Annotated in this window: 6 protein-coding genes; 5 read left to right on the plus strand and 1 reads right to left on the minus strand. The window is 70.1% G+C overall.

Features of this window, described 5'->3' with window-relative positions; genetic code table 11:
• Positions 1-290 precede the first annotated feature (290 nt).
• On the plus strand, positions 291-2,489 hold the full coding sequence (locus tag VF697_RS02685; RefSeq protein WP_331091890.1) for a sensor histidine kinase: 2,199 nt from the start codon (positions 291-293) through the stop codon (positions 2,487-2,489).
• 12 nt (positions 2,490-2,501) lie between these two features.
• On the opposite strand, the gene VF697_RS02690 is transcribed toward VF697_RS02685, so the two are convergent.
• Positions 2,502-3,029: a hypothetical protein gene (locus tag VF697_RS02690; RefSeq protein WP_331091891.1), complete on the minus strand. Its 528-nt coding sequence runs from the start codon at positions 3,027-3,029 to the stop codon at positions 2,502-2,504.
• A gap of 211 nt (positions 3,030-3,240) precedes the next feature.
• On the opposite strand from VF697_RS02690, the gene VF697_RS02695 reads away from it, so the two are divergent.
• The 4 genes from VF697_RS02695 to VF697_RS02710 all read left to right on the plus strand — a co-directional run.
• Positions 3,241-4,116, plus strand: coding sequence for a DUF2381 family protein (locus VF697_RS02695; RefSeq protein ID WP_331091892.1), 876 nt, complete (start codon positions 3,241-3,243; stop codon positions 4,114-4,116).
• 12 nt (positions 4,117-4,128) lie between these two features.
• A complete protein-coding gene (locus VF697_RS02700; protein ID WP_331091893.1) occupies positions 4,129-5,967 on the plus strand; it encodes a serine/threonine protein kinase in 1,839 nt (612 codons plus the stop codon).
• Positions 5,968-6,083: 116 nt separating this feature from the next.
• Positions 6,084-6,923, plus strand: a complete 840-nt coding sequence (locus VF697_RS02705; RefSeq protein ID WP_331091894.1) for a hypothetical protein — start codon at positions 6,084-6,086, stop codon at positions 6,921-6,923.
• Positions 6,924-7,211: 288 nt separating this feature from the next.
• A partial coding sequence (locus VF697_RS02710) for a kelch repeat-containing protein (protein ID WP_331091895.1) occupies positions 7,212-7,747 on the plus strand: 536 nt, incomplete at its 3' end.

A 7,747-nucleotide genomic window follows, 5' to 3' on the forward strand; every position in this document is an offset into this window, starting at 1 on the left:
CCCTGAAAGCGCTGCTCGAGGAGATTGCCCACGCCGACCACCGCGCCTACCGCGAGATGCTGCAGGCGCGCTACAGCCGGCTCGAACAGCTCAACCGGCGGGTGGACGTGTCCGAGACGGACCAGGTCTACGCCTGAGCCAAGACAGCGTTTCTTTCGGGTGAGGTCGTAACCCCGGCGCCCCCGGCCCGGTGCGGTGCCGGGTGAAAGGTGCGCGCTCCCAGAACGTCCGGCATGCTTCCGGACGAGAGGCGCTCCCGGAGTCCCGGAGCGTCCCTGGGGGAGCCGTACGTGACGCCACTGGCCGCGCCCATCCGCTTCCTCCTTTCTCCGTCCCTCGGCGAGGTGAAGGAGCACGTGCGCGCCGAGCTCTTCGGGCGAGCCCTCACCCAGCGGCTGGGCCGTCCGGTGGTGGTGGAGCTGGCGCCCTCGTACGAGGCCCTGGAGCGGGAGCTGGCCGAGGGCCGGGTGGACCTGGCGTGGGGCACGGCCGAGCAGTGCACCGCCTTCGAGCCCCAGGCGCGCGCGGTGCTGCGCGCGGTGCGCGCCGGGCGCTGGTACTACCACGCGGCCCTGGTGTGCCGGGCCGAGCAGCCGCACACCCTGGAGAAGCTGAAGGGCACGCGCGCCGCCTGGGTGGCCCCTCGCTCCACGGGCGGCTACCTGCTGCCCGTGCGCTACCTGCTGTCCCGGGGGCTCGTCCCGGCGGACGTCTTCGCCGAGGAGCGCCACTACGGCACCTACCGCAAGGCGCTGGTGGCGGTGCTCACCGGCGAGGCGGACGTGGCCGCCATCTACTCGAGCCACCCGGAGGAGAACACCGTCCGCGCCTACCTCGCCGAGCACCTGGGCGCGGACGAGCGCCGGCTCATCCCCTTCGCCTTCACCGAGCCCACGCTCGCCGACGGGCTCATCCTCACCTCGCGGCTGCCGGAGGCGGACGCGGCGGCGCTGGTGTCCATCCTCACCACGCTGGCGCGCGGCGGCGCCGGGCTGGAGCCGCTGCTGGGCCTCTTCGACAGCGAGGGCTTCGTCCTCTCGACCACGCCGGTGCCCCGGCCCCTGGCCTCCCGCGCCCCGCGCCACACGGAGTACCTGGCGGCCGAGCTGGACGCGCGGGAGCGTGGCCTGCGGCTGTGGACGCCCACGGGCTCGGCCTTCGGGCGGGACGTGCGCCATGTCGAGGAGCGGCCGCTGGAGGAGGTGCTGGGGCCCGAGGCGGGGGGCGCGCTGGTGGCGCTCGCGCGCGCCGCGCGGCACAGCGGCGTGGGGGGCCGGGTGGAGTACCGCCTGGAGGTGGACGGCGAGACGCGCTGGTACGCGGCCGAGGCCACGGTGCGCGCGCCGCTGGCGGGAGAGTCGGGCGGCCCCACCACGGCGCTGCTGGTGCGGGACGTCACCGAGCTGCGCGCGCTGGAGGAGGAGCTGTACCGGCTGGCCTCCTTCCCGCTGCTGCACCCGGAGCCGATGCTGGAGCTGGGCCCGGACGGCACGCTGCGCTACGCCAACCCGGCGGCGCACACGGCCTTTCCGGACCTGCTGGTGCGGGGCGCGGGCCACCCGCTGGTGGAGGCGGCCCTGGCGTGGGCGCGGCGTGGCGCGGCGGCGGGCGACTCGCCGCCCACGGTGAGCCTGGGGGGCCACCACTGGGAGCTGTCGGTGGCGCCGCTGGTGGACCCCGAGGGCCTGCGCGTCTTCGCCAAGAACGTGACGGCGCGCAAGAAGATGGAGGCCCAGCTCTTCAAGGCGGACCGGATGGCCCAGCTCGGCTCGCTGGCCGCGAGCGTGGGGCACGAGATGGGCAACCCGCTGGCCTACATGCTGGCCAACCTCGCCTTCGCGCGCGAGGAGCTGGCGCGTGTGAAGGAGACGCTGCACGCGCGGGGGGACGGGCTGGCGCAGGACCTGGGCGACGTGGTGGAGGCGCTCGTCGAGGCCACCGATGGCGCGGACCGGCTGAAGACCATTGTCCAGGACCTGAGGATGCTGTCGCGCGCGCCGCCCGAGCAGCTCGAATGGGTGGACGTGGTGCCAGTGCTGGAGCACACGCTGAGCCTGATTCGCGGCGAGCTGCGGCACCGGGCGCGGCTGGAGAAGGACTTCCGGCCGGTGCCCGCGGTGGAGGGGGACGCGGCGCGGCTGGGCCAGGTCTTCCTCAACCTGCTGCAGAACGCGGTGCAGGCGATGAGCGAGCTGGACGCGGCGCGCAACCTGCTGCGGGTGGCGACGTACACGGGGCCGGCGGGCGAGGTGGTGGTGGAAATCCAGGACACGGGCGCGGGGATGTCGCCGGAGGTGCTCGCGCGCCTCTTCGAGCCCTTCTTCACCACGCGGCCGGCGAGCACGGGGCTGGGGCTGTCGGTGAGCCACGCCATCGTGACGAGCCTGGGCGGCTCGCTGCGCGCGGAGAGCCGCGAGGGCGTGGGCACCACGCTGACCGTCATCCTCCCGGCCGCCACCGAGCCCGCCACCACCTCCGAGAAGAAGTAGGCCGAGCCGGGCTCAGCGCGCCGCGCTCGCGAGGTGAAGCGGAACGGGCCTGGCGGTGAACGGCAGCATCACCTCACAGGCGAGCTGACACGTACCGCCGCGACACGCATCTCGCACGCTCAACGTCAGCGTGCCCGTCCAGCCCTCCTCGCCGGGGGTGAGCACGAGCTCCGCCGAGGTGTGGCGGGTGATGACGCTCGTGCCCTCCAGGCGCGCTTGGAAGTCCTGGAAGGAGAAGCGGTCATCCGACCCAGTGAGCTGCTGGGGCAACGTCACCCGCCCCGCGTCGCCCAGCACGAAGGAAGGCGCGCCGGATTCGAGCACGCTCGAGCCGCTTTCGCCGTCATCGCGCAGCACCCAGGTCGAGCTCCGCTCCGAAGCAGGCGAGGCCTCCGGGGCCCTCACGGGCGTCCGAAAACACGTGGAGGGCAGCGTCGAGAGCGCCGCGGTGTCCAGGTCCACGCGGAGCAGGTGCCGCGCGTCGCCACCCGGCGCGGTCGCCACCGCGAAAGCGGCCACGATCGTCAGGAGACTCTTCATATGCGGGCTCCAGGGAGGAGTGGATCTCGGCGGGCCAAGGCGCCGATGCCGGGCACTCTCATCCGGGATACAAGGCTGGGCAAATTCGTAGCCGCCTGTAGCACTCCCCTCCTCGCGGAGCGGCAGGCGCCGAGCTGACCGTTACGGGGGCGACCTCTGCTAGGGTGGACTCTGGAGGTATTCCGCTCTGGTACGACTTCTCCCGTGGTTATTGCTCGCTCTCCTTCTGACGGGGGCGACAGCGGCGGCACAGCAGTCCCCGTCCCTGCCCCCAGTCCGCGAGCAGCAGCAGCGGCAAGTCGTCGTCCCCAGCGGCCCCAACGAGCCCGTGCCCGAGGTGCGGGTGGCGGCCAAGGTCACCACCTACCTGCGTTTCAACGTCCCCATCGACAAGGCCTCCTTGGAGGTGGACGGGCGGGCGACGCGCTTCAAGCTCGTGGACCCGGGTGAGTACACCCTCGCGCTCGAACCCGCTGCCGAGCTGGACCCCGAGGAGAGGCTGCTCGTACGGGTGCGCTACAAGGACGGCGGCACCCCAGCGTCTGCCACCCTCGTGCTCGTCTCCCACCCCACGCTGGTGGACAAGGAGGTGGAGGTCGTTCGCCGCCCGCGCACTGTCGAGGCGTTGGCAGCAAGGCTGGCCCACGTGGAGGCCGAGCTCGTCGTGCTCAAGACCCAGTGCGCGCGGAGCGGGCTCCCCCACCTCGCGTTCTCGGGGCTGCTGGACTCGAAGGACGTCCGGGCCAAACAGTTCTGGGGGAAGGCGGCTGTCGGCTACAAGGGCGGCCTGGAACCAGGGCAAGGCACCGGCTATCGAGCCACGAACTGGGCCATGGTGGCCGTCCGCGTGCGGAACCTGCCGGGACAGCCAGCCTGGGCGCCCGGTACGGCCCGGCTCACCAGCACGAAGGGCACCCCGGTGAAGGTGCTCTCGGTGCACATGGAGACGCCGCGACTCCAGGCGGGGGAGTCCGCCTTGGTGGCCGTGTTGGTGGAGCCACCTGATTCCACCGAAGGCCACTTCCAACTGGAGCTGTTGGACGCCGAGGGCGGGCGGCTCCTTCCCATTACCCAAGTCGCGCTGTAGGAGGGCCGGCCCATGACTGAAGTCCTTCACCCGGACCACCTCCAGCCCGGCGACAGGGTGGGCCCCTGGCAGGTGGTGGAGAGGCTGGGCGTCGGCGGCTCGGCCCGTGTCTTCAAGGTGGAGCGCGCGGGCCTCTTCTACTCGATGAAGGTCGCGCTGCGGCCTCTCTCCCCCACGGAAGAAATGCCGGGAGCGGAGGAAGCCGCCATGCGGATGGCACGCGAGGCCGCGGCCCTGCTCACGTGCTCGCCCCACGCCAACCTGGTGCGCGTGCATGCGGTGGACTCCTGGCCCCACCCTGGCAACGGCTTTCCTTTCATCGTCACCGACCTGGTGGAAGGAGACGACTGGCACGTGTGGCGTTGGAGGACGAACCCCCACGCCGCGAGGCTGGTGGACGTCTACTCCGAGGTGGTGCGCACCGTCGGTACGCTGCATGAGCACGGCGCGTACCACCGTGACGTGAAGGCCGAGAACCTCCTCATCCGCCGGGAGGATGAGCACGTCTTTCTCATCGATTTCGGCAACGTGCGCATGCCGGGCACGTTCGCGCAGACCCTGGGGGTGCCACCCGGCGTGTTCCACCTGCTGCCGCCCGAGCTCCTCGAGTACACGCGCAGTGAGGTGTGGAGGCAGGGCACTCCTTTCAATGGCGGCGTGCCGGCGGACCTCTACGCCCTGGGCATCTTGCTCTACCAGGGCCTCACGGACAGACATCCATTCGACCCCCACCTGTCGGACAAGGCGCTGACGACGGCCATTGCCACCGTGCCGCCGACAGCGCCCCACCTCGTCAACCCACGCGCCCCGCGCTCCCTCAGTGACATCGTCATGAAGCTGCTGGAGAAGCAGCCCGAGGCGCGCTACCCCGACACGACGGCACTGCTTCAGGCCCTGTGGGCGACGGGCAAGGAGCGCACCGCTCCCGCGTGGAAGGTGCCGCTCATCGCGTCCACCGCGAAGGCCCCGGTGGAGGCGACGGTCGAGGAGAAGGAGGCGTGGCTGGCCCGCCGACCGCAAGAGGAGGCGCGCACGGAGGAGGAAGCTCCCCTTTTGGAGGACTCCCAGCAGCAGGCGCCCAGGCCGGAAGCGGCTCCCCCTCTCGAGGAGGCTCAACTCCCCACGGAGACCCGCCAGGAGGACCCTCCGCCCCAGGAGCGCCGCACGTGGCGGCTCGCCACCATGAGCGTGTTGCTCCTCTTGGTCCTCTTCCTTGCCTCATGGCTGGTGCGATCCACACTCCTTTCGCCCTCCATGGCGGAGCCCACCACCTCCGTCGCCATCGAGAAAGGAAGCGCGCCCGTGCCCACCTCCCCCCCGCCTCAAGACGCGGCCCCCACCCGCGGCAGCTCGAGTCTCAGGTTCCTCGCCCTCTGGCTGTGCACCGCCACCAACCTGGGCTGCCCCGCCGCTCAGGTGAGGCCAGAGCCGGAAAACTGCTCCGAGGAGGCCAAGCACAACATGTTCGAGGTGTTGAAGCTCAACGAGGGCATGCGGCTTGAGGCCATCATCGACATCCACCAGCCCGGAGGCCCGCACGATGAGGGCACCTACCAAGACGGCCCCATCGTCGGCCGCGTGTTCCAGAACGAATGGTCTCCACCGCAACTGCCCGGCGGTACCCTCCTGTACGGGCGACTCTGGACGGGCCCTGGCATCCTGGATCGGGATGGTGTGGAGTCCGTTCTGGGGCGCTACACCGAGGCGCTTCTACCAGACGGCCGCAAGCTGTCGGTGTGCATCGTCCTCGGCGGACATACGGGGCACGCGAACAAGCTGCCCGGCTCCACCCCCGGCGCCGTCCGACTGTGGCAGCAACTTCCGGCGGCCGCCGTCCGGCGCTGGCCTTGAGCCCTGTTCGGTCCTGCTGTTCATCGGACTTCGGCCACTGTTCGAATCATCCTCTTCCAGCCATCCAGGGAATTCATTACTGTCCGCCACTTTCTGGAATTCCTGGAGGATTAAAGATGAGTCAGCAGGGTGTGCGTCTTCTCTCGTCTCTCGCGCTCTTGTGCGTGTCGCTTGGCTTTTCGCCGTCAGCCCTTGCGGCGGATGTCACCTACGCGAGCCCGACGGTCAACGGGTACCTCGTGGGGACCTACTATCCCAAGTCTGGCTCGAGCCCGGCGGATACCGCCCGCCGCTTCTGCCAGGATCGCGGTCACGTGGGTGCGCTGAACCAGGTCACCACCATCCGCTCGTCGACCTATACCTTCATCAACGGCACGGGCGGGATTGGCAACTGGTCGGTGACGGGAAACGCCAACGTCACGATGCTTGATTCGATCACCTGCTCCGACACCCGGTTCACCTACTCGGCGCCGAAGGTCAACGGGTACCTCGTGGGGACGCTCCATCCGACGTCTGGCTCCACTGCGGCGGATACCGCCCGCCGCTTCTGCCATGATCGCAATCATGTCGATGTGCAGAGCTATGTCACCAACATCCGCTCGTCGACCTATACCTTCATCAATGGCGCGGGCGGAAATGGCAACTGGTCGGTGACGGGAAACGCCAACGTCACGATGCTCGATTCGATCACCTGTATCGGTTCTGGCGTGACCTACCGGGGCCCGACGGTGAACGGCTATTACGTGGGGACCTATTATCCCACGTCGGGTTCGAGTCCCACGGACACCGCCCGCCGTTACTGCCAGGACCACGGTCACGTGGGTGCACAGGGCCAGGTCACCAGCCTCCGCTCGTCGACCTATACCTTCATCAATGGCACGGGCGGGATTGGCAACTGGTCGGTGACGGGAAACTCCAACGTCACGATGCTCGATGCCATCACGTGCTCCCTCTGAGGTGAGGGCCACCTGAAGAGCCGTGGCCTCACTGAAGGGGCCAACGTGTCGACCCGCCAGAGTCGACATGTCGACCTTCCCGAGGCGACATGTCGACGGGCCAGGGAAAGGCCAAGGGGGGCGGCGGCGCCGAGAGCCCGCGCCCCGCTCCTCGTACCGGTACGCGATTTGCTGATGCCCTGCTCCGGCCCACCCCGCCGGAAGCGAGGTGGGCTCAGCCCCACATCCGTGACCGAGTACGAGAAAGGCCCCACCCCCATGCGGAGTCCCACGAGTTCGCATCTTGAATTGCTACCCAGAGGCCTCGCGGCCCTGACCCTGCTGGCCCTGGTGGCCTGCGGCGACACGCGGCAACCGCCACGCGCCGAGCCGCAGTCCACGGAACGCGCCGCCCTCCAGGTGAGCGCGGACGAGGAGCCCACCTGGCAGCCGACGGGCAACCTGCAACAGGGCCGGTTGCTGTACACCGCCACGCCGTTGAAGGATGGCCGCGTGCTGGTGGTGGGCGGCTTCAATCGCACCGCGGAGGTCTATGACCCGGCCTCCAAGACCTGGTCGCGCACGGGCGATGCGCTGATCGCCCACCGCTACCACACCGCCACGCGGCTGGAGGATGGCCGCGTGCTGGTGGCGGGCGGCGAGGAGAGCGGGCACACCGCCGAGGTGTACAGCCCGGCCTCGGAGCAGTGGAGCGCCGTCGGAAACCTGGGGGTGCCTCGCGGCCGTCATGCCGCCGTCCTGCTGCCCTCGGGGCGGGTGCTCGCGCTGGGCGGTCGCGACAGTGCTGGCGGCGTGCTCGCCTCGGTGGAGGCGTATGACCCGGC

This window comes from Archangium sp., assembly GCF_036388035.1.
Classification (GTDB): Bacteria; Myxococcota; Myxococcia; order Myxococcales; family Myxococcaceae; genus Archangium.